The sequence below is a fragment of the Paraburkholderia sp. genome (assembly GCF_024281035.1).
Classification (GTDB): Bacteria; Pseudomonadota; Gammaproteobacteria; order Burkholderiales; family Burkholderiaceae; genus Paraburkholderia.
In genome coordinates this window covers 218,583-237,987 of sequence record NZ_JAMXLH010000029.1, presented here as the reverse complement: position 1 = coordinate 237,987, position 19,405 = coordinate 218,583, and the positions used below count along the sequence as shown (strand labels likewise).

Genomic DNA, 19,405 nt, shown 5'->3' with positions numbered 1-19,405 from the left:
GGCGGCGCTGCTCCGGGTGCGCGGTGCGTGCGTCAGTATCGGCGCTCCGTCACGGCGTTCGGCGACGTTTTCGCAGAGGGACGCCGCAGCGCGCGCCGAATCGCGCCGATTACGATGCCCACGGCGAGCAGCGTTGCCGCCGGCACGATCCAGTAACCGACGAACACGCTCCAGAGATAGACGGCCAGGGTCGAGCGGCGCTGCGTGTACTCATCGAGCGCTGCCTGCTGGCGTGGGGCATTTGCAGCGAGCACGGCGGCAGGGCAGCCCAGTGATCGAGCCGCATCCGGCGTGCCGCGACAGCGCAGTGGCGCACCGTCGTTGCGTTCGGCGTCGGTGAAGGTCCACGTGGTCAGGGCCAGTTGCAGGTCCGCGCGGTTGTAGGCCATCTCGTCGCGCATCTCGCGCCCGGCGACGATCATCACCGGCACGAGCCAGAACACGATCGCCATCAGCCAGCGGCGAAACCAGCGGTTCTTGTGTCTCCAGGCCATCTGCGCCTCCGTTCGATGCTGCTGGCATCAACGTCAAACGGCGGACCGATGGCGTGTGTGTCATGTCGTCCGGTATGGGGTCGCCGCTGGAGGCATCATAGGAGAAAAATCGCGGGTCCGATCCCGGCCGGGAGGCAAGGCAAGGGCGCTGCGCGGTGCATTCGCGACAGCCTGTGCGCATTGAAATACGCGCACACATAAAAAAGCGCGCCTCGGCCGGAGCCGATGCGCGCCTTGTTTCAATTACCGCTTAGCTCTTCGTCGAGAGGCACTGCTTCATGAACGCCTTGCGCTCGTCGCCTTTCTTGTCGCCAGCCTGCGCGTTGCACGCCTTCATCCGTTCCTGCTGGGTCATGGCCGGTGCCGCCGCGCCGCCCGCCGAAAGGCATTGCTTCATGAACGCCTTGCGTTCATCGCCTTTCTTGGCGCCGGCCTGCGTATTGCATGTCTTCATCTTCTGCTGCTGGGCGGTTTGAGCAGGCGTCTGTGCGAACGCCGGTGCGGCCAGAACGCCGCCGAGTACGATTGCAGCAATAGCGGATTGAATCTTCATCGATCACTCCCTTGGGGTTTCGACGTTGTCGATAGTCGGGCGAGAAGGCATCCAGCATGATTGCAGCCCATCGCCGCAACAATTATGGCAAAGCCTTCCTGAAAACGGGGCGGTAATGTCAGCGGTTGACACGCGTGCTGCACAATGCGGCCTGTCGGCCTTGTGAGGAATGTGAAGAGGCCCCGATTTATCGGAGATACACGATGCACTGGCTCCTGATGTACGAACTCGTCGACGATTACCTGGAGCGGCGTGCCGCGCACCGCGACGCGCACCTCGCGCTCGCATGGGCCGCCGTGGCACGCGGCGAACTGCTGCTCGCGGGCGCGGTGGCGGAGCCGCTCGACAGCGCGCTGCTGTTGTTCGAGGGCGATTCGCCTGCGGCCGCCGAAGCCTTCGCGCGCGCCGATCCCTATGTCATGGCCGGGCTCGTCAAGCATTGGCGCGTGCGTCCGTGGCAAACGGTTGTCGGCGAGAAGGCCGCAAACCCCGTGCGCTGAAGCGGCGGGGCGCGCGGCTTCTCAGGCGTTGCTCAGGTGTTGCTCGCGCCGCCTGCGGCCTGATCGAGCAGATAACGCACCGTGTCGTCGTCGACCTGGTCGAAGTCCAGGTAGAACTGACCGACGCTGAAGAATTGAAGCGGGGTGTGGACGCACACCAGATCGTCGATGGCGCCGCCGAGCCGCAGGCGCGCTCCAGCGGGCGCGACCGGCATCGCAGCGATGATGCGCGCGGGACCGAGGCTCGCCAGGGCGCGCGCGGCGGCCTTCAGGGATGCGCCTGTTGCGATGCCGTCGTCGACGATAAGCGTCACGCGGCCCGCAACCGGTTCGAGCGGACGTTCGCCGCGATAGCGCGCCTCGCGGCGGCCCAGTTCGATGCGCGCGAGGGCCATGGCGCTCTGCAACTGCGCCGCACTCACGCCGGCTTCGCGCACCAGCTCTTCGTCGACGAACTGCGCACCGTTCGAGGACAGCGCGCCCATCGCGAGTTCAGCCTGCCACGGCATGCCGAGCTTGCAGACCGGTAGTACGTCGAGCGGTGCGCCAAGCGCGGCGGCCACCTCGTATGCAACCGGCACGCCGCCGCGCGGCAGGGCGAGCACGACGACGTCACGCCGCCCGGCGAATGCGCCAAGACGCTGCGCGAGCATCCGGCCGGCTTCACGGCGATCGGTGAACGGACGTTCCATGACGAACTCCGAAGTGGAACGATTTGACCAGTTTGCCACGCGGCGCACGAGCCGGCGCGGGAAAAATAGCGGCGCCGGTGCTAGTGCGGGACGCGGCCGTCATTTGCAAACGCGCATTCGTCATTTGGTGCAGCGCCCGCCCGCCACTACGATGGCATGGCGCATTTTCCACGATGAGGTCCACGCCATGTCCGAATCCGCCTGTTTCAAACCGTGCGTCGTCGAACCTGTCGCCGTCGATCAACCCGAGGGGCGCGCGCTTGCCGTGGAATTATGGCTCGCGCGGCCCGTGGACGGCATTGCCGGGCACGCGGTGCGAATCGAACTGCGATCCGGGGCAGGCATGGAACAGGCCGAGGCACTACGCGATCTCCTGCATGCCATCGGAACCGGCGTCGTCGTTACTTGAAGGTCGTGCTCAGTCGAACTCAATCGAGTTCAGTTGCAAAGAGGGCGTCGAGCAGATTCGATGACTGGTCCGCGAGCCGCGTCAGCGACTCGACCATGCGCACCTGGCAGTCCGCGAGCGCCATCATGCGGATCTGCGGCGATTGCCCGAATTCCGCGTGCGCGATCACGCCGACGCCGACGCCTTGCGCGATGGCCGTCTGCAGCGCCTCGCGGCCGTCGACGTAGAGCACCGGCTGCACCTGCAGCCCCTTGCGTACGAGTTCGGTTTCGAGCAGCTGCTGTGTGACCGACTGTGCCTCGCGAAACACCATCGGCTCGCGCACCAGTTCCTCGTAGGTCATGCGGCGCTTCCTGGCCGCCGGGCTGTCGGCGGGCACGACCGCCACAAGCGGTTCCTCGCGCAGCACGCGCGTCTGCAGGCGGCTGTGGACCTGGCGCGCAGCCGTGATGGCCGCATCCGCTTCACTTGCGAGCACGCGGCGCATGCATTCGGCCGCGTTGGCGATCGACAGCCTGATCACCACGCCCGGATAGCGCCGGCGGAATCCGCCGATCAGCTTGATGGCGAGGTCGGGCGCATCGGCAATCAGCGACAGTTCGCCCGATTCGAGCGCGCCCGCGGCTTCCAGCAGGCGCCGGGCGTCGCGCTCGCAATTCACCATCTGGCGCGTGATGGCAAAGAGGCGCTTGCCGAGGTCCGTCAATTCGACGCCGCGCGGCGCACGCTCGAAGAGTTTGACGCCGAAGTCGTGCTCGAGCCGCCGCACGTGGTCCGACACGGCGGGTTGCGTGAGCGATAGCGCCTGCGCGGCGCGCGAAAAACCACCGTGCGCGGCAACCGCGTGAAAGGCGCGTAACTGTGCGTATTGCATGGCGATCCGGTTGAGATAAGTTCCACTTATAGGTGCATCGATTATATCGATTTTACCGATGCGCACGGTTCGGCTAGGCTATCGGGCTTTGATGTCGAACGCCAAACCGGAGCCCACCGCATGACCGCCCCCGCCGAACCGTATCTGCTGACTCCCGGCCCGCTCACGACAGCCGCCTCGACGAAAGAGGCGATGCTGCGCGACTGGGGATCGTGGGACGGCGACTTCCGCGCGATGACGGCTCAACTGCGCCGCAGCCTGCTGGACATTGCGGGCGATGTGGACGATGTGGACGGTGAATACGACTGCGTGCCGCTGCAGGGCAGTGGCAGCTATTGCGTCGAGGCGATGCTCGGCAGCTTCGTGCCGCGCGACGGCCACGCGCTCGTGCTTGCGAACGGCGCGTACGGCAAGCGCATCGCAACGACACTGCGCTATCTGGGCCGCCGTCACACCGTGCATGACACCGGCGATTATTTGCCGCCGCGCGCAGCCGACGTCGAACTCATCCTCGCCGCGAACGCGGAGATCACCCATGTCGTCGTGGTCCACTGCGAGACCAGTTCCGGCATCCTGAACCCGATCGAGGAAATTGCCGCCGTCACGGCGCGTGCAGGCCGCCGTCTTCTGATCGATTCGATGAGCGCGTTCGGCGCGGTGGCGCTCGACGTGCGCACGCTGCCGTGCGATGCGTTCGTTTCGTCTGCGAACAAGTGCATCGAGGGCGTGCCGGGATTCGGCTTCGTGATCGCGAAAAAAGATGTGTTGCGCGACGCAAAGGGCAACAGCCATTCGCTCGCGCTCGATATCCACGACCAGTGGGAGGTGATGAACCGCACCGGCCAGTGGCGCTTCACGCCGCCCACGCATGCCGTCGCGGCGTTCATCGAGGCGCTGCGCCTCCACGCGCTCGAAGGCGGCCAGCCGGGGCGCCTCGCACGCTACACGCGCAATCGCGACGTGCTCGTGGCAGGCATGGGTTCGCTCGGCTTCGAGCCGCTGCTGACCGGCCAATGGCGCTCGCCGATCATCGTCACGTTCTTTTCGCCCGCCGATCCAGCCTTCAACTTCGAGCGCTTCTATGAGTTGATGAAGACGCAAGGGTTCATCATCTATCCGGGGAAGCTGACGACGGTGGAGAGTTTCCGCATCGGCTGCATCGGCGCACTCGACGAAACCGTCATGCGGCAAGTGATCGAAGCGTGCCGCAATGCGCTGGGCACACTCGGCGTGACGAGCGGGGCGCCCGCACCCGCAGCGCTTGGCAAGCGCGAAGCGCTCGCGGCGTGAACGGCGGTCGCCGGTCGCCGGTCGCCGGTCGTTGATCGCCGGCCGTTGATCGTTGATCGAGCAACCAGAAACCTCTCCACGCAGATATTTCGCAAGACATAGGGCAATGAAACACGTTAAAGCGGTGATTTTCGACTGGGCGGGCACGGTGGTCGATTACGGTTCGCGCGCGCCGATGGGCGCGTTCGTCGAGACCTTCGAAGCGTTTGGCGTACCGATCTCGATCGACGAGGCGCGCGGCCCGATGGGCATGGCCAAGCGGCCGCACATTGCGGCACTGATGGCGCTGCCGCGCGTCGCGAAGGCGTGGGAAGCGCGCCACGGTCATGCGCCGGGCGAAGCCGACATCGACGCGGTCTACGACATGTTCGTGCCGAAAAATATCGCGGTCGCGGCACAGTACAGCGACGTGATCCCCGGCGTGGCCGCCGTCACCGCTGCGCTGCGCGCCGAAGGCGTGCGCATCGGCACGACGACGGGCTATACGCGCGAAATCATCGACCAGATCGTGCCAGGCGCTGCGGCGCAGGGTTTCGAGCCGGACAGCATCGTCTGCACCGGCGACACGCCCGAAGGGCGGCCGTCGCCGTACATGATCTACCGCACGCTGCCGCAACTGGGCGTGTGGCTCGCACGCGAGACGATCAAGGTGGACGATACCGAAGTCGGCATCGAGGAGGGCATCAACGGCGGAACGTGGACTGTGGGCGTCGCCGTGAGCGGCAACGCATTCGGACTCACCGAAGCGGAAGTCCGCGCGCTGCCGCCCGAAGAATTCAGGCGCCGTCGCGAGGCGGCCGTCGAACGACTGCGCGGCGCTGGTGCGCACTACGTGATCGACAGCGTGGCGGATCTGCTGCCGGTCGTGAACGACATCGACAACCGGCTCGCGCGCGGCGAGCGTCCCTGAACGGCGCTCGACGAACCGCGTGCGCCAAGCAGCAGGGCGCGTCAGCCGATCATGTTGACGGTGGGAAATTTGTCGCTGAACGCGCGCGGCATCGGCACGACCTTCTTTTCCTCGTAGTCGAAGAACACGAAGCCCGATTTCGCCATGGCGATCAGCGCGCCGTCCGCGGGACGGGTGATGCGGAAAATGATGTCGCCGCCGTACTTGTTGAAATCCATGATGCCGACTTCGAAGCACAACTGGTCGCGCGCATAGGCTTCTGCGCGGTAGGTCGTGGCGAGATCCGTGACGATGATGCTCGTGTGGGCGCCTTTAGTGGCTTCCAGGCCCGCGTCGAACAGGAAGCGCGCACGCGCCTCCGAAATCATCGAGATCATCGAATCGTTGCCGAGGTGATTGGCTCCGTTAATGTCGGTGACGCGAACGGTGAGCTGGGTCGAGTAAAAGTACTGGTCTTCCGGAAACTGCAGCTGAATGCGGGCCATGACTGACGCTGTGGATGGGGAATCGGAGGCGGCGTCCGAAATCGGTCAGGCAGGACGCATAGCCCGCTATTTTAGCGATTTGGCCAGATCGCGATGCGCTGCATCGTGCGTCGACTAATTGTCGCAGTGCTGGAATCGCGGCTCGGGCTATGAGCCGAGAGCTTACGGTTGGGTTGAAAAACGGACATTCCTATTTAGCGGAAACCCGACATTTCAAAAAGCCGTAACATGAAAATTGGCGATAATTTGTATTATGTTAACTATTGAATAAACGCCGGGCTAAAGGATTGCAGCGCTTCGCCCACATTCACGGACACGAACAACACATACCCTTCATTGCACAGCGTCATCGTGTAACGTGATTCACGCGCCTCACTGCGCAGTCGGCCGAATCACCCAAGCCAACATACACGATGAAAAGCGGTCGGGCCGACAGAACGACAGCGCCAACCGCCCAGCTTCCAGACACGACCCGCAGCGCGCGTCACGCCTTCCTGACGAATTCCGATTTCAGGCTCATTGCGCCAAAGCCATCCACTTTGCAGTCGATGTCGTGGTCGCTATCGACCAGGCGGATGTTCTTTACCTTCGTACCCATCTTGATCACACCGCCCGAGCCTTTAAGCTTGAGATCCTTGATGACCGTTACCGTATCGCCATCCTGCAGGACATTGCCCGCTGAATCGCGATAAACCTTGGCGCTGGGTTCGGTCGAAGCAGCTGCTTCAGTCACGGGCCATTCGTGGGCACACTCCGGGCAAATATAGACGGCGCCATCTTCATACACGAATTCGGAATGGCATTTCGGACACGGCGGCAATACGTTCATAAGTCGACCCTCGCACCTGCAACGGCGTTGGTTTTTGATGTGTAAAAAAAGCCTGCGACAACGCGCAGGCGGATATGAGCGCGGGGCGCTCTGCCTTTTCGGGCAGACTGGACGCGTACCGGATTTACCGGCGCACCCGCGTCCCGACGGTGCTTTTCGTCTTGTACGTCACGCCGTGCTGCGCGAGATATTCGCGGATCAATTGACGGACGACTTGTGAAGGAGTCAGATCCTGCGCCGCGCACAGTTCTTCGAATGCGGCCTTCTTGGCGGGGTCAATCAGTATCGTCAGTCGGGCGCTTTTGGTTTCCATCACGCGAAGGCTTGCCGTCCAAATATGTTAATCAAATTATAATCGATGCCGGACGGCAGCGACCAAAACATGGCCTGGCTGCGGCGTCCCGCGACGGCGGCAGCTTAGCATACTGACCCAGGCAGAAATGCATGCCGTGCCTGAAAGACACAATGAGTGCCATATTGCTTGCTGCAATGCCGGCAGTGCGATCCATGCCGCTCAAGCCGCGTCTGCGTGTCTGTGCCCCTTAACCAGAAACTCCCGCAATCGCACGTCCCACTGAGGCTCACGCACGGTAATCGCAACAGATTCGACGCATGTCATGTACCGATCGAAACGCATGGCGCAAAGCTGGTGGACCGGCACCTCGCGGACAAAGAACAAACCGGTGTCGTCGAGTAACAGGCTCGGCCTGCGCCGGTAGCGCGCCGCCATGACCGAAAGCGCGTCCTGTGCATGGCGCGCGGCTTTTGCCGGATAGACGAACACGACATTGACGCCCGTCGCATCGAGCCTGTCGCATGTGGCCTCGAAGCGATGGAGCAACTGGAACCCACGCCCGCTTGCCTGACCGACGCCCACAGCGACAAGCCCCTGCTCTCCCACCGCCTCGCGCAGAAGCAAGCGCCGGCAGTCGTGCGACAGCAATGGAACCTCGACGTCAATCATCCCAAACCCCTTTCGGCTCGCTGCGCCGGCTTCTTGATTTTTGCCAGTGCAGGCAGCCCTGCTGTCGTTACACGAGTGTAATTGCATGTTAATGTCATTTGCATGATATGTAAACGCAACCACGCCTTTCCTGCGTGACGCCCCGCTCTGGTCATGCCGGAGCAGTTCTGCTAGCCTGTTAATGCTCTTAACATATGGTGTTAACCAAATGCGCTCGACATGATGCGAGTCACCTGCACACCACGCATGCATGGTTGGGGGAATCCGGCGTTGCGAATCTGCTTAACCTCGGGCTTGATCCAGGGCTTGATCCAGGGCTTGATCCAGGGCTTAAACCAGGGCTTAAACCAGGGCTTAAACCAGGGTTTAAAACCCGGTTTAAATCTGCCCGTCCCGATGCTCGCGACATCGACTCGTGCGAAGATCGATACACGCGAAATCGTGCTTTCAGGTGACCTCGACCCCGACGTTGGCGCGTACGCGAAGCACATGAAACACAACGAAATAGCTTGCTGCGCCTAGCTGACGCGACAGGAGACCAGGTTCGATGGAACATCGCTTCGTGATCCAGCTCGCACTGTATGTTGTCGCCGGCTGGCTGGCGATCGGGAGCGCGGGCCTCGCGAACCTGCGCCGTACACGCGTGGTGGCACACGCGCTTTTCCCTGCGGGCGCCCTCCTCGGCATGTCGATGTTCGGCCTCGGCGTCGCCGGTATGACCGGCGACGCGCAAACCATCGTACTGCCGCTCGGCCTCCCCGGCTTGCCATTCCACTTCCGCCTCGATGCGCTCTCGGCCTATTTCCTCGCCGTGCTCGGCATGGTGAGCACAGGCGTGAGCGCATTCTCTGCGGGCTATTTCCGCAAAGGCGAAGGCACGTCACCCGGCCTGCTGTGCTTCGAGTATCACGTGTGCATCGCGAGCCTCGCGCTCGTGCTCCTCGCCGACGACGCCTACAGCTTCCTCGTCGCCTGGGAAGTGCTCACGCTTTCCGCTACGTTCCTCGTGATGAGCAACTCGCGCATCGCCGAAATCCGCAGCGCGGCCTTTCTCTACTGCCTGATCTCCCACGTCGGCGCGCTGGCCATCCTCGTAGCTTTCGGATTGATGCAGGCCAATACCGGCGACTACACTTTCGCCGCCATGCGTGCGCAGCACCTCGCGCCCTTCCCGGCGTCGATCGCTTTTGTGCTTGCGCTCGTGGGCTTCGGCGCGAAGGCAGGCATCTTTCCGCTTCACGTGTGGCTACCCGAGGCGCACCCCGCAGCGCCCTCGCCGGTTTCCGCGCTCATGAGCGGCTTCGTGCTGAAGGCCGGCCTCTACGGCCTGCTGCGCACTGTCTTCGATCTGCTGCACCTGCAAATCGCCTGGTGGGGCGTGCTGATGCTCGCGCTCGGTCTGTTCACCGCGCTGCTCGGCGTGGTGTTCAGCGCGATCCAGTCGGACATGAAGCGGCTGCTCGCGTATTCGTCGATCGACAATATCGGGCTGATGTTCGTGAGCCTCGGACTCGCCATCCTGTTCCGCGCGTTCGGCATGAACGGCCTCGCCGCGCTCGCGATGACCGCATTGCTCTATCAGATCGCGAGCCACGCGGCGTTCAAGAGTCTGCTGTTCGTCGGCACGGGCGCCGTGCTGCATGCGACGGGCGAGCGCAATCTCGGCCGCCTCGGCGGCCTGATTCACCGGATGCCGTGGACGGCCTGGACGGCACTTGCCGGCGCGCTGGCAAGCGCCGGGTTGCCGCCGCTTTCGGGCTTCGTCTCCGAATGGCTGCTGTTGCAGAGCTTTCTCTTCACGCCCGCCCTGCCGAATACCTTTCTGAACATGGCCGTGCCGGTTATCGCCGCACTGGTCGCGCTCGTCGCGGCGCTCGCGGGCTACACGATGGTCAAGTTCTTCGGGATCGTCTTTCTCGGGCAACCCCGCGAAGCCTCGCTCACGCGCGCGCGCGATCCCGGTGCGTGGGGGCGCGCCGGCTTCTGCTGGTTCGTCGCCGCGACCTTGCTGCTCGGGCTGCTGCCCGTGCAGATCGTCCGCCTGCTCGCGCCCGTCACGCGTCAACTCGCGGGCGCCGATCTCGGCGAGGCGGTGTCGGCAAGCCACTGGCTGCTGCTCGCCCCCACCAGCGTCGATCGCGCGAGCTACATGCCCGCCGTTTTCCTCGCATTTTTCCTCGGCTGCTGCGCGCTCGCGTGGCTGCTTGTGCGGCGCTTCTATCACGGCCGGTTGCGTCGCTCGGCGCCCTGGGCCTGCGGCAATCCGTTCGTGACCGCACGCATGCAGGACACGGCGGAGGGCTTCGGCCAGCCGATCCGCGAAATCTTCACACCGCTCTTCAAGATCGAGCGCGACATGCCCTCGCCGTTCGACACGCAGCCGACCTACCACGTGGTTGCCGCCGACCGCACGTGGGGCTGGCTTTACGCGCCGCTCGCACGCGCCGTACAGTGGATTGGCGCGCTCGCGGGCAGGCTGCAGACCGGCCGGATTGCCGTCTACCTCTCGTACAGCTTCGCCGCGCTGATCGTTTTGCTGATCCTGGTGCGCAGATGATCACGTTTTCCGGACTGCTCTCTCAAGCACTCGAAATTCTCGTGGCACTCGCCGCGGCGCCGCTCCTGTCGGGCTGGGTCGCCATCTGCCGCGCACGGCTGCAAGGCAGGCGCGGCCCCAGCATCTGGCAGCCGTACCGGACGCTGCACAAGCTCTTCAACAAAGAATCGGTGGTGGCGCAGCACTCGAGTCCCATCACGCGCCTCACGCCCTATGTCGTCTGGGGTGCGATGACGCTTGCGTGCGCAATCGTACCCACGCTCTCGACCGACCTGCCGCTGTCGCCCGCCGCCGATGCGATCGCGCTCGTCGGGCTGTTCGCGCTCGCCCGCGTCGCGACTTCGCTCGCCGCGATGGATGCGGGCACAGCGTTCGGCACACTCGGCGCGCGACGCGAGATGCTGGTGGGCTTCCTCGCCGAGCCCGCGCTGCTCATGGTGCTGTTTTCCGCCTCGCTGATCACGCAGTCGACGCTGCTCACGCGCATCGTCGCCCTGCTCGGCCACGGCGAACTGGCCATCTATCCGAGCCTCGCATTTGCGGGCATCGCGTTCACGATGGTGTCGCTCGCCGAAAATGCGCGCCTGCCGGTCGACAATCCCGCGACGCACCTCGAACTCACGATGATCCATGAGGCGATGCTCCTCGAGTACTCCGGGCGCCATCTCGCGCTGATCGAATGGGCATCGAGCCTGAAGCTCTTCGCGTACTCGTGCATCGGCCTGGCGCTCTTCGTGCCGTGGGGCATCGCCGAGGCGGGCAACCCGCTCGCGCTGCTGTTCGCCGTGCCCGTGCTGTTCGCAAAGCTCCTCGCGGGCGGCGCGTTGCTCGCGCTCGTCGAGACGCTCAACGCCAAGATGCGGCTCTTTCGCGTGCCCGAATTCCTCGCGACGGCGTATCTGCTCGCCGTCATCGGCATGCTCGTCCATTTCCTGCTGGGGGCGTAATGCACGGGCTTGCCACGCAGATCATCAATCTCCTCGCCGCGATCCTGCTGTTGATCTCCTTCGCGATGCTGAGCCAGCGGCGCATTCTCGCGCTGATCCATCTGTACACGCTGCAGGGCCTCGTACTTGCCCTTGCCAATCTCGTGCTCGGCTCCCTCCTCGCCGACACGCACCTCTACGTCTCCGCCGCGCTCACGCTCGTGCTCAAGGTCGGACTGATTCCGTGGATCCTCTACCGGCTCGTGCAGCGCCTGAACGTGACGAGCGACATCGAGCCGCTGCTCAACATTCCCGCGACGCTGCTCACGGGCATCGTGCTCGTGATCGTCGCGTTCAACGTCGCGCTGCCGCTCACGCAGTTCGCTTCGTCGGTCGCGCGCGGCACGCTCGGCATCGCGCTCGCGTGCGTGCTGCTCTCGTTCCTGATGATGATCACGCGCGCGAAAGCGATCCCTCAGGTGATCGGTTTTCTCTCGATGGAAAACAGCCTCTTTTTCGCCGCGGCTGCCGCCACGAACGGCATGCCGATGCTCGTCGAACTCGGCATCGGCCTCGATGTGCTCGTGGGCATGCTGATTCTCGGCGTGTTCATGTTCCAGATCCGGGAGCAGTTCGACAGCCTGGATATTCCCCACCTCGGCGAGCCCGACGATGAGTAACGCCTGGAGTGTCGCCTGGAGTTTCGCCGGGTATAACGCATGGATTCTCCCGGCGGTGCTCGCGCTGCCGCTTGTGGCGAGCGCGACGCTTGCGCTGGCAGGCGCGCATCGCATCGCACCTGTCCTGAACGCCGGGTTCAGCCTCGTGACGTTCGCCGCCACGCTCCTGCTCGCGCAGAACACTGTGGCGCACGGCCCGGCATTCGCATTCGGCCAGTTGTTCTACGTCGATCCGCTCAACGTGTTTCTCGCCGCGCTGACCGCGTTCGTCGGCTGGACCACGGCCGTTTTCTCGAAGCCGTACATGCGCACCGAGCGCGACCGTGGCCGGATGAGCGCCGGCCGCACGCGGCTGTATCACGCGATGTACCAGTTGTTCGTGTTCGCGATGCTGCTCGCGCTCCTGACCAACAACATGGGCGTGCTGTGGGTTTCGATGGAGGCCGCGACGCTCGCGACCGTGCTGCTCGTGAGCGTCTATCGCACCGCGGCCAGCATCGAGGCGGCGTGGAAATACTTCATCCTGTGCGGCGTCGGCATCGCGCAAGCGCTCTTCGGCACGATCCTGCTTTACCTCGCCGCAAGCCGCGGCCTGGGCGGCAGCGACGCGCTGCTCTGGACCAGCCTGAATGCCGCCAAGGCGAGCCTCGACCCCGTCATCGTTTCGCTCGCATTCGTGTTCCTGCTGATCGGCTATGGGACCAAGGTCGGCCTCGTGCCGATGCACAACTGGCTGCCCGACGCCCACGCGGAAGGCCCGACGCCGATCTCCGCCGTGTTGTCCGGGCTGCTGCTCAACGTCGCGCTCTACGCGGTGCTGCGCTGCAAGGTGCTCGCCGACGGCGCGCTCCAGAACGGCCTGCCCGGACGGCTGCTCGTGGGCTTCGGGCTTGTCTCCGTGCTCGTCGCAACGTTCTCGCTCCTCAGGCAGAAGGACGTGAAGCGCCTCTTCTCGTTCTCGTCGATCGAGCACATGGGCATGATGAGCTTCGCGTTCGGGCTGGGCGGACCTGTGGCGACGTTCGCCGGCCTGCTGCATATGACGACGCATTCGCTGATCAAATCGGCCATCTTCTTCACGGTGGGTCACGCCGCGCAAAAAACCGGCACGCAGTCCATCGACGGCATTCGCGGGCTCGTTCGCGTGAGTCCGCTCGTCGGCTGGGGCATGATCCTCGGCGCGCTCGCGATTCTCGGCATGCCGCCGTTCGGTGTCTTTGCAAGCGAATTCCTGATTCTCACCACGGCGATCCATGCGCTGCCCTGGGCGGTGCCGCTTCTACTGGTAGCGCTCGCCGTCGCGTTTGCGGTCATTTTCCGGCACGTGCAAGGCATGGCATTCGGCGAACCGACTGCGCGCCGGCTCGACCATCGGCCCGCCCTGCTGCCGGTATTCATTCATCTGGCCATCGGGCTTGCGCTCGGGCTCTACATCCCCCCCTGGCTTGCGGCGTGGTATCACGCGGCCGCGGCCATGATTGCAGGATGATTCATGCGGATCGACGCACTCCAGTTAACCGGCCTCAGCCGCCTCGCCCACTTCGCCGATCCGCCGGCCACGCTCGTGGTGCAGGCCGATGCCCCCGCATGGATCGGCGTAGCCAATCTCGTCGCGCAGAACGGAGGCCGGCTCGTGACGATGTGGGGCGCCGAAGCGCGCGATGGCACGTTCACGATATGCGCGGCCTATGCCGTCGAAGACGGCCTGCTCTGGGTCCGGTTGCCGCTTGAAAAAGGATCGTCCGGACCCGCCGGGTACCCGGATCTCTCGGCGCGCTTTGTGTGCGCAGCACGCATGCAGCGCGCCGTCCACGATCTGACCGGACTGCGCGCATGCGGGGCGGACGACACGCGTCCCTGGCTGAATCACGGCAACTGGCCCGCCGACTACTTTCCGTTGCGCAAGTCCGCATCCGGCATGGAGCGCTTCGAATCGAACGAAGCGGATTACGCGTTCACGCGCGTCACCGGCGACGGCGTGCACGAAATCGCGGTGGGGCCCATTCACGCGGGCACCATCGAACCGGGGCACTTCCGTTTCTCCGTCGTCGGCGAAAAGGTGCTGCGGCTTGAAAAACGGCTCGGCTACGCCCATCGCGGCGTCGAGCGTCTATTCGAGCGAACGCCGGCACTTGCAGGCCATCGCCTCGCGGGCAGGATCGCGGGAGACAGCAGCGTAGCCTTCGCATGGGCGTACTGCATGGCGCTCGAGCGTGCGCTCGGCACGACCATTCCGGTGCGCGCGCAATGGTTGCGTGCGCTACTGCTTGAACGCGAGCGCGTCGCCAATCATCTGGGCGACGTCGGCGCGCTCGGCAACGATGCGGGCTTCGCCTTCGGGCTCGCACAGTTTTCGCGGATGAAGGAGGACTGGCTGCGCCTGAACGAGCAGGCCTTCGACCACCGTTACCTGTTCGACGCGGTCGAGCCCGGCGGCGTTGCGCGCGATCTCAGCAAGGCTTGCGCCGACGCGATCGTCGCCCAGAGCGAGCGCATCGAGCGCGAGGTCCGATCGATGCGGCGCATCTACGACGATCACCCGGGATTGCAGGATCGCTTCACGAACACCGGCCTTCTGAACCCGCAGATGGCCGCCCAGTTTGGCGTATGCGGGCTCGCTGCGCGGGCGAGCGGCGCCACCATGGACCTGCGCAGCGATCATGGGCCGGTTCCCTACAGCGAGATTGGCGCGCGCGTCGCCACCGACAAACGCGGCGATGTTGCGGCCCGCGTCGCGCTGCGGTTTAGCGAAATCGATGAATCGCTGCGTCAGATCCGCGCGATCGTCGCGGGCCTACCGGGCGGCAGCGTTGCCGTTCAGCCTGAAACGGCGCGAGCGCCTTCGTATGGCGCCGGGTGGGTCGAAGGCTGGCGCGGCGACGTGCTGGTCGCGCTCGAAACCGGCGAGGACGGCACGCTCGCCCGCTGCCACTGCCATGACCCGTCGTGGCAAAACTGGCCCGCCGTCGAAGTTGCGATCATCGGCAATATCGTTGCGGACTTTCCGCTCATCAACAAATCGTTCAACCTCTGCTATGCGGGGCACGACCTGTGACGTGGCAACTTCTCAAGCGAATCGCGAGCCCCCGCGCACCTGCCGAACCCGTCCCCGAGGGCGGCAGCGACTGGCGCACGGAGTCCCAGCAGCTGCACCAGCAAATCCTCGACGTGCTGGGCCGCGCCCTGTGTATCCGGCAGATCGACACGGGCTCGTGCAACGGCTGCGAGCTGGAGATTCACGCGCTCAACAACCCGTACTACAACATCGAGGGACACGGGATCCGCTTCGTTGCGAGCCCCCGGCACGCAGACATGCTGCTGGTGACCGGACCGCTCGTATCGAACATGCGCGAGGCGGTACGACTGGCCTACGAGGCGACGCCCGCTCCGAAGCTGGTGGTGGCCGCTGGCGAGTGCGCGTGCACCGGGGGAATATTCCGCGACAGCTATGCCGTCTGCGGTCCGCTTGAGAAGTTGCTGCCAGTCGACGTCACCATACCGGGCTGCCCGCCTTCGCCGGTCGAACTCCTGAGAGGCATTTTCGCCGCAGTCCGCGCTTCGAAGCGTTAGGCGGGGCGTTCGTATTTGGCAATCCCGGGTAAATCTCCGATGTAGTCGTGAAGTCCCGCGTGCGTGACAGTGACGTTTGTCGCGCCACGCACTGTGCCACCATGACGAAGAACCAGATTACAGAACGCAAAATCTTCTCCAAGGCCGGGGCGGGACTGAAAATACGACTCGCAACGTAGCCCATCGTATTCGTTCATATAGTACGAAGTGAGTTTGGCCACTCTTCTCAGACGCTCGAAACATGAGCGCGAGACAAGCATCAACCCTGTGCCGACGGCATCGACGGGAATCAATTGTCGCCCGACGGAAACCGTCGCAGCATTGTTCGGTACGGAAAACATGCCTTCGTAGCTACCGCCAAGATTGGCCAGGTGCGCCGGATTGATATCCGGATTAGCCAGCACAATCTTCTTGATACGATGCCAATCGATTTTCCGCTTCGGACAGATTACACCGACCACATCGGCATCGTTCACCTGCTCGAACATCGCAATTAATTCGTCAACGCTAAACCCCATATCGTCGTCAACGAACAAGAGATGCGAACAATTCGTTTGATTCAGAAAAATACTAACCAATAAATTTCGAGTATGGTCTATCGGGCTCACTCCGTTGACAATCTTGATGTCGAATCCAAATCCCCTCGAATAGCACTTTGCCTGCAACTCTGAAATAGATCGCACATAACTTGACGACATCATGGAGCGGAGACTTGGTGTGGCAATGCAAATGGAAAAATTTTCCACTCCGCCGATTTTCATGGCACTTCACCTCTTTACGATCTCGCGACAAGAATTAAATACCACGCCCCGGCTACGCCGCTTCACGGGCAAATAAGCGCGACTTATTCTCTGGCGCAACCTCTTGCGCCGCTGGGCGTATCGACAATCTGACCTCCCGTTCTCGCGCCCTGCCTGCGCAACCGGCACTCAAAACCCTGCGCGGCCAGAAGCATGAGAGAGAAATATTTTGGGAAGTCTTGCCCATGACCGGCAACGTCCGAAATCCTTTTAAAGTAGCGTGACGTTTCCGTAGGAGTCCAATAAAAGAAGACGCCTGAAACAAATTCCAGAATTGAAGCAACGCTGGAGCAAAGGCTACCACGATACCCAATCGCAGCGTCGCGTCCATGCATGAATGCACCGCACATCACGCTGTCGAAGTTGGCCTTCGACGCCGATTGTCATCACGATCCAGCAGTTGGTTAGTCATACTGACGCTCCGACAACGTTCTTCGCTCTTCATCCAGAAACGCAGGAGATCAGAAAATGACAGCACCCGAGTCGAGGCTCCACGCCGTGCCGACGAAACCGTTCAACCTTCCAACTCAGTCCCGCCACCGCGTCCGCCACTGGCTGGCCTGCGGCGCGCTGCTCCTCGCCATCGCCCCAAGCGCTTTCGCGTGGGGCGATGGAGGGCACCGGATCGTCGCAAAGATCGCCGATCACTACCTGACGAGCAGCACGCGTGCCGCCGTCAACGCAATGCTCGCGAAGGACAACACTGGCCTCACCGCGACGGACTTGGCGAGCGAAGCGATCTGGGCCGACCGCTATCGCAACAAACATCCTGAAACTGCGAACTGGCACTTCGTCGACACCGAAATCAGCGACGGCGACATCGATGCCGCGTGCTTTGGCCATCCGCCATTGCCGCTCAACACGCCAGCTTCCACCGGCCCGGCTATCGCATGCGTGGTCGATAAAGTGGATCAATTCGCGAAGGAGCTGGCGGCGCCTCAGACCACCGACGCCGAACGTCTGCTCGCGCTCCAGTTCCTGCTGCACTTTGTTGGCGACCTGCACCAGCCGTTGCATGCAAGCGACAGCAGCGATCGCGGCGGCAACGACAAGATGGTGTCGGCACCCGGCATTGCGCCTGGCAAGCTGCATAGTTACTGGGACACGGCGTTCGTCAAGCAGCTCGGCAGCGACACCAATACGGTCGCCAGTCAATTGATCGACAACCTCACCAGCGGCCAGGTCGCCACCTGGCAGACGCAGACGCCGCGCGACTGGTCTCTGGAGGCGTTCGACATCGCGAAGCGGGATGTGTACGGCAAGCTGCCCGCGCCGAACAGTTCAGGAACCTATGCGTTGTCAAGCGACTATGTTTCCACTGCACAGCAAGACGTCGCTCTGCAATTGAGCCGCGCAGGCGTGCGGCTCGCGATGGTGCTAAATGGCGCAGATCTGCAGATGCCGGGCTCGACAAGCCCGCCGGGCGATGGAGTCCTGGTGTGGGTCAACACGAAGTCAGGCGTTTATCACTGCCCCGGCTCGCCGTATTACGGCAATACGAAGCATGGCGTCTACATGTACGAAGATCAGGCGAAAGCAGGCAGCTATCGTCCAGCGGGAGGAAAAACCTGCTCGGCCTGATGAAGCCGCTGAGTGACTCACCGATGCAACCCCGTCCGCATTGGCACTGACGGAGATGCATCGGTTTCACGACTTCAAATGGTAAAGCAACGAACCATGTTGCCCCTGACGGGCCAGGCCGCGCCTTCCCGATCCGCCTGGCCGCCGTCTATTCCAGATCGCCGCCGATGCGTCACTTATGAGACGTGCTGGTCATGCGAGCATTTACAATGCCGCGCTGCTTGTTGAAATTTTCCCGCCAATGCATTCTGGGCAGATTAATTGCGCATGAAAAAACTGCTAAAGCGAATCGGCATTATCTTTGCCATTTTTGTAGCATTGCTTATTGTCGGCGCCTTACTTTTGCCGGAGCAACCGGCAACTCATACGGGTGCTGCGCGTGGTCAGCGCGTTCGCACCATCAACTAGCCTTCGCTGCGCTACGTGATGGCGGCAGCGGTCGCCATCGGCACGCCGGCTATTCCAGCCCGCGAATATGCTTGAGGCCAGCCGCGCCGTCTTCGAGCAACATGCGTGCGAGTTCGTGAACAGCGTGTGTGGACAGATTCTCGTTATTCGCGGGCACCGCAAGCAGATGGCAGGCTGCCTCGCGTGCCTGGCGCTGCTGGTCGGGTGCGGGCAGTGCCGCTGCATTAGGGTCCTGCACGACGAAAAAGCCATACCTGCGCAGTGAACGCAACGCTGACGAAATGTTCAGCGCCCAGCGCTCGTGCTCGCTGTCGATGATGTGCTGAAGCTGCTCGCTCATAATTTTTCCATGGAGTTAAGTCGGCAGTAAATGGCGCTATTGCCCGGCTCACTGATCTACACAAAAACAATTCGGCAGATACACATTGGCACCACCTTGCCGCGCACGACCCGCCCGATTCAGACAGACTTTTCATGTAAAGCGCTAACCGCGACCGCCTGTTCCCCGTACGCTGTTGCACGTGCTCGTGATCGCAGCCCGTCCGGCCTAAACCGGCATACAAGCGCAGCAGGGAAGTCATGCCGATCCTTTACTGCATAACGGCATTTTTAGCGTTGCCTTTAGTCTCGCCGGCTTCCTGCCTGATAGCGGCTGCAACCTTGTATTACGCTCTCACAGGCTCGCTCAGATTGATAAATTCAGATCGAATGTGAATTCCATGATACAAAAACAGGATAGCGTGAATCCGCCGATCCAGTAAATATTGATATCACGGATGATCAATTAAATTGATTGCAGCCTAAAAATCAAATTCTTACTCCTCCGGGCTTAATTGAATTTGCTCAATTCACTTGAGGAGGAAATTTAAAGATTTAATTTCGC

22 protein-coding genes and 1 pseudogene are annotated in these 19,405 nt (G+C 62.8%); 13 read left to right on the top strand and 10 right to left on the bottom strand.

Annotation, left to right across the window (positions count from 1 at the left end):
• Positions 1–32: 32 nt before the first annotated feature.
• Entirely contained in the window at positions 33–494 is a 462-nt protein-coding gene (locus tag Q0L30_RS10145) for a hypothetical protein (RefSeq protein WP_296654533.1), read from the bottom strand.
• 250 nt (positions 495–744) lie between these two features.
• Positions 745–1,047 (bottom strand): PsiF family protein, encoded by a 303-nt coding sequence (locus tag Q0L30_RS10140; RefSeq protein ID WP_296654532.1) that lies wholly within the window; start codon positions 1,045–1,047, stop codon positions 745–747.
• Between the two features lie 203 nt (positions 1,048–1,250).
• Here Q0L30_RS10140 and Q0L30_RS10135 point away from each other — a divergent pair, with 203 nt between their 5' ends.
• Positions 1,251–1,547: a YciI-like protein gene (locus tag Q0L30_RS10135; protein WP_296654530.1), complete on the top strand. Its 297-nt coding sequence runs from the start codon at positions 1,251–1,253 to the stop codon at positions 1,545–1,547.
• A 32-nt stretch (positions 1,548–1,579) separates the two neighbouring features.
• Here the strand turns inward: Q0L30_RS10135 and Q0L30_RS10130 are convergent, their stop codons facing one another.
• The gene (locus Q0L30_RS10130; protein ID WP_296654529.1) at positions 1,580–2,239 is read right to left on the bottom strand and encodes a phosphoribosyltransferase; all 660 of its coding nucleotides are present in this window, start codon (positions 2,237–2,239) and stop codon (positions 1,580–1,582) included.
• A 187-nt stretch (positions 2,240–2,426) separates the two neighbouring features.
• Between Q0L30_RS10130 and Q0L30_RS10125 the strand changes: the two genes are divergently transcribed.
• Positions 2,427–2,648 (top strand): hypothetical protein, encoded by a 222-nt coding sequence (locus tag Q0L30_RS10125; protein WP_296654527.1) that lies wholly within the window; start codon positions 2,427–2,429, stop codon positions 2,646–2,648.
• A gap of 19 nt (positions 2,649–2,667) precedes the next feature.
• On the opposite strand, the gene Q0L30_RS10120 is transcribed toward Q0L30_RS10125, so the two are convergent.
• A complete protein-coding gene (locus tag Q0L30_RS10120) occupies positions 2,668–3,522 on the bottom strand; it encodes a LysR substrate-binding domain-containing protein (protein ID WP_296654525.1) in 855 nt (284 codons plus the stop codon).
• A 120-nt stretch (positions 3,523–3,642) separates the two neighbouring features.
• Here Q0L30_RS10120 and Q0L30_RS10115 point away from each other — a divergent pair, with 120 nt between their 5' ends.
• Both Q0L30_RS10115 and phnX read left to right on the top strand, forming a co-directional pair.
• Positions 3,643–4,812, top strand: a complete 1,170-nt coding sequence (locus Q0L30_RS10115; protein WP_296654523.1) for a 2-aminoethylphosphonate--pyruvate transaminase — start codon at positions 3,643–3,645, stop codon at positions 4,810–4,812.
• Positions 4,813–4,918: 106 nt separating this feature from the next.
• Positions 4,919–5,722 (top strand): phosphonoacetaldehyde hydrolase, encoded by an 804-nt coding sequence (gene phnX / locus Q0L30_RS10110; RefSeq protein WP_296654521.1) that lies wholly within the window; start codon positions 4,919–4,921, stop codon positions 5,720–5,722.
• A 41-nt stretch (positions 5,723–5,763) separates the two neighbouring features.
• Here phnX and Q0L30_RS10105 read toward each other — a convergent pair whose 3' ends face one another.
• The 4 genes from Q0L30_RS10105 to Q0L30_RS10090 all read right to left on the bottom strand — a co-directional run bounded on the left by Q0L30_RS10105 (position 5,764) and on the right by Q0L30_RS10090 (position 8,000).
• A complete protein-coding gene (locus tag Q0L30_RS10105) occupies positions 5,764–6,207 on the bottom strand; it encodes a thioesterase family protein (protein ID WP_296654519.1) in 444 nt (147 codons plus the stop codon).
• Between the two features lie 484 nt (positions 6,208–6,691).
• On the bottom strand, positions 6,692–7,036 hold the full coding sequence (locus Q0L30_RS10100) for a zinc ribbon domain-containing protein YjdM (RefSeq protein WP_296654514.1): 345 nt from the start codon (positions 7,034–7,036) through the stop codon (positions 6,692–6,694).
• A gap of 124 nt (positions 7,037–7,160) precedes the next feature.
• On the bottom strand, positions 7,161–7,349 hold the full coding sequence (locus tag Q0L30_RS10095; RefSeq protein WP_293042551.1) for a ribbon-helix-helix protein, CopG family: 189 nt from the start codon (positions 7,347–7,349) through the stop codon (positions 7,161–7,163).
• A 201-nt stretch (positions 7,350–7,550) separates the two neighbouring features.
• On the bottom strand, positions 7,551–8,000 hold the full coding sequence (locus Q0L30_RS10090) for a hypothetical protein (RefSeq protein ID WP_296654512.1): 450 nt from the start codon (positions 7,998–8,000) through the stop codon (positions 7,551–7,553).
• A gap of 219 nt (positions 8,001–8,219) precedes the next feature.
• Between Q0L30_RS10090 and Q0L30_RS10085 the strand changes: the two genes are divergently transcribed.
• The 7 genes from Q0L30_RS10085 to Q0L30_RS10055 are packed head-to-tail and all read left to right on the top strand — an operon-like array spanning position 8,220 to position 15,733.
• Positions 8,220–8,522: a hypothetical protein gene (locus Q0L30_RS10085; protein WP_296654510.1), complete on the top strand. Its 303-nt coding sequence runs from the start codon at positions 8,220–8,222 to the stop codon at positions 8,520–8,522.
• Positions 8,523–8,547: 25 nt separating this feature from the next.
• Entirely contained in the window at positions 8,548–10,557 is a 2,010-nt protein-coding gene (gene hyfB / locus Q0L30_RS10080; RefSeq protein ID WP_296654508.1) for a hydrogenase 4 subunit B, read from the top strand.
• Positions 10,554–11,504 carry an NADH-quinone oxidoreductase subunit H gene (locus tag Q0L30_RS10075; RefSeq protein ID WP_296654505.1) on the top strand — a complete coding sequence of 317 codons (951 nt, stop codon included), beginning with the start codon at positions 10,554–10,556 and terminating at the stop codon, positions 11,502–11,504. Before hyfB ends, Q0L30_RS10075 begins: the two co-directional genes overlap by 4 nt.
• Positions 11,504–12,163, top strand: coding sequence for a formate hydrogenlyase (locus Q0L30_RS10070; RefSeq protein ID WP_296654502.1), 660 nt, complete (start codon positions 11,504–11,506; stop codon positions 12,161–12,163). Before Q0L30_RS10075 ends, Q0L30_RS10070 begins: the two co-directional genes overlap by 1 nt.
• Positions 12,156–13,652, top strand: a complete 1,497-nt coding sequence (locus Q0L30_RS10065) for a hydrogenase 4 subunit F (RefSeq protein ID WP_296654499.1) — start codon at positions 12,156–12,158, stop codon at positions 13,650–13,652. Before Q0L30_RS10070 ends, Q0L30_RS10065 begins: the two co-directional genes overlap by 8 nt.
• 3 nt (positions 13,653–13,655) lie before the next feature.
• Positions 13,656–15,218 carry an NADH-quinone oxidoreductase subunit C gene (locus Q0L30_RS10060; RefSeq protein WP_296654497.1) on the top strand — a complete coding sequence of 521 codons (1,563 nt, stop codon included), beginning with the start codon at positions 13,656–13,658 and terminating at the stop codon, positions 15,216–15,218.
• The gene (locus tag Q0L30_RS10055) at positions 15,215–15,733 is read left to right on the top strand and encodes an NADH-quinone oxidoreductase subunit B family protein (RefSeq protein WP_296654495.1); all 519 of its coding nucleotides are present in this window, start codon (positions 15,215–15,217) and stop codon (positions 15,731–15,733) included. The genes Q0L30_RS10060 and Q0L30_RS10055 overlap by 4 nt, the downstream gene beginning before the upstream one ends.
• On the opposite strand, the gene Q0L30_RS10050 is transcribed toward Q0L30_RS10055, so the two are convergent.
• A complete protein-coding gene (locus tag Q0L30_RS10050) occupies positions 15,730–16,494 on the bottom strand; it encodes a hypothetical protein (RefSeq protein WP_296654493.1) in 765 nt (254 codons plus the stop codon). The two genes, Q0L30_RS10055 and Q0L30_RS10050, sit on opposite strands and share 4 nt — an antisense overlap.
• 507 nt (positions 16,495–17,001) lie before the next feature.
• Between Q0L30_RS10050 and Q0L30_RS10045 the strand changes: the two are divergent.
• Both Q0L30_RS10045 and Q0L30_RS10040 read left to right on the top strand, forming a co-directional pair.
• Positions 17,002–17,904, top strand: a pseudogene (locus tag Q0L30_RS10045) (S1/P1 nuclease); the annotation flags it as partial.
• A 477-nt stretch (positions 17,905–18,381) separates the two neighbouring features.
• A complete protein-coding gene (locus Q0L30_RS10040; protein ID WP_296654489.1) occupies positions 18,382–18,522 on the top strand; it encodes a hypothetical protein in 141 nt (46 codons plus the stop codon).
• A gap of 49 nt (positions 18,523–18,571) precedes the next feature.
• Here the strand turns inward: Q0L30_RS10040 and Q0L30_RS10035 are convergent, their stop codons facing one another.
• Entirely contained in the window at positions 18,572–18,862 is a 291-nt protein-coding gene (locus tag Q0L30_RS10035) for a hypothetical protein (protein ID WP_296654487.1), read from the bottom strand.
• Positions 18,863–19,405: the final 543 nt, after the last annotated feature.